This window comes from Streptomyces sp. SID3212 (assembly GCF_009865405.1).
Taxonomy (GTDB): Bacteria; Actinomycetota; Actinomycetes; order Streptomycetales; family Streptomycetaceae; genus Streptomyces.
The window spans coordinates 1-1,111 of the sequence record NZ_WWJY01000740.1 but is presented as its reverse complement, the minus strand read 5'-3'; the positions used below and the strand labels follow the sequence as shown (position 1 = coordinate 1,111).

Sequence of the window (1,111 nt, the reverse complement as noted above, 5' to 3'; positions counted from 1 at the left end):
CCGGCCTCGCGCCCGCGCCCGGCATCGCGCCCCCACCCGGCCTCACGCCCCCACCCGGCGCCGGAGGCGCCCCCGCCTCGTCCGCCGTCACCGTCGTCTGCCAGCCGTGCCGGGACAGCGCCCTGACCAGCGCCTCCACCATGTCCGGGTCGAACTGGGTGCCCGCGCAGCGTTCCAGTTCGGCCACCGCCGTGCCCACCGGTCTCGCCCTGCTGTACGAGCGGGCCGACGTCATCGCGTCGAACGCGTCCGCCACCGCCACCACCCGCGCGAACTCCGGGATCTGCGCCCCGGCCAGCCCGTACGGGTACCCGCTGCCGTCCAGCCGCTCGTGGTGGTGCAGGATCGCCTCCCGCGCCTCCCCGAGGAAGCCGATACCGCGCACCATCTCGTGGCCGTACTCGGGATGCAGCTCGATCACCCGCCGCTCGTCGGGGGTCAGCGGCCCGTCCTTGCGCAGCACCCGCGTCGGTACGCCGAGCTTGCCGACGTCGTGCAGGATCCCGGCGAACCGGAGCACCTCCACCCGGTCCCGGTCCATGCCCAGCTCCTGGGCGATCAACACCGAGGCGCGGCCCACCCGTTCGCTGTGCCCGCGCGTGTACTTGTCCTTGATGTCGACCGCCTGCACGAGCGCCCTGATCGTCGCCTGGTGGGCGGCGGACTCGCGGTGGTACTGCGCGAAGACCCAGCAGGAGATGTACATGGGCAGCAGGACGAAGAGCGCGGAGAGCGGACCGTACGGGCTCCGCCACAGCACCGCCATCATCAGCCCGGCGAGGCCGTGCGCCCCGTGCGGGGCCAGCGAGCGGACGAACAGCCCCCGCCACGCGGTCCGCAGCGGCAGCCGCTCGGCCGCCGCCAGCACCCCGCCGTCGAGCGTGGCGAGAACCAGACAGAAGGCGAGGGTGGCCGCCCCGGCGGGTAGCAACACATAGGGAAAGTCCGGCGTCTTGAGCCCGTAGCCACCACCCCCGAGGGCGACGGGCCCGCCGAACAGGACCTGGATCCGCGCCGCCGCCCAGGTGGCGAGGGAGAGCTGCGCGGCCCGCCAGACCCGGCGTGCGCCCTTCGGCCGCTGCTCGACGCGCCCCAGCAGCGCGCCGGGCAC

1 protein-coding gene is annotated in these 1,111 nt (G+C 74.6%); it reads right to left on the bottom strand.

The genetic code is table 11. The features are described from left to right. The coding region (locus GT042_RS22400; RefSeq protein ID WP_161310517.1) for an HD-GYP domain-containing protein at positions 1-1,111 on the bottom strand (1,111 nt) is incomplete at both ends.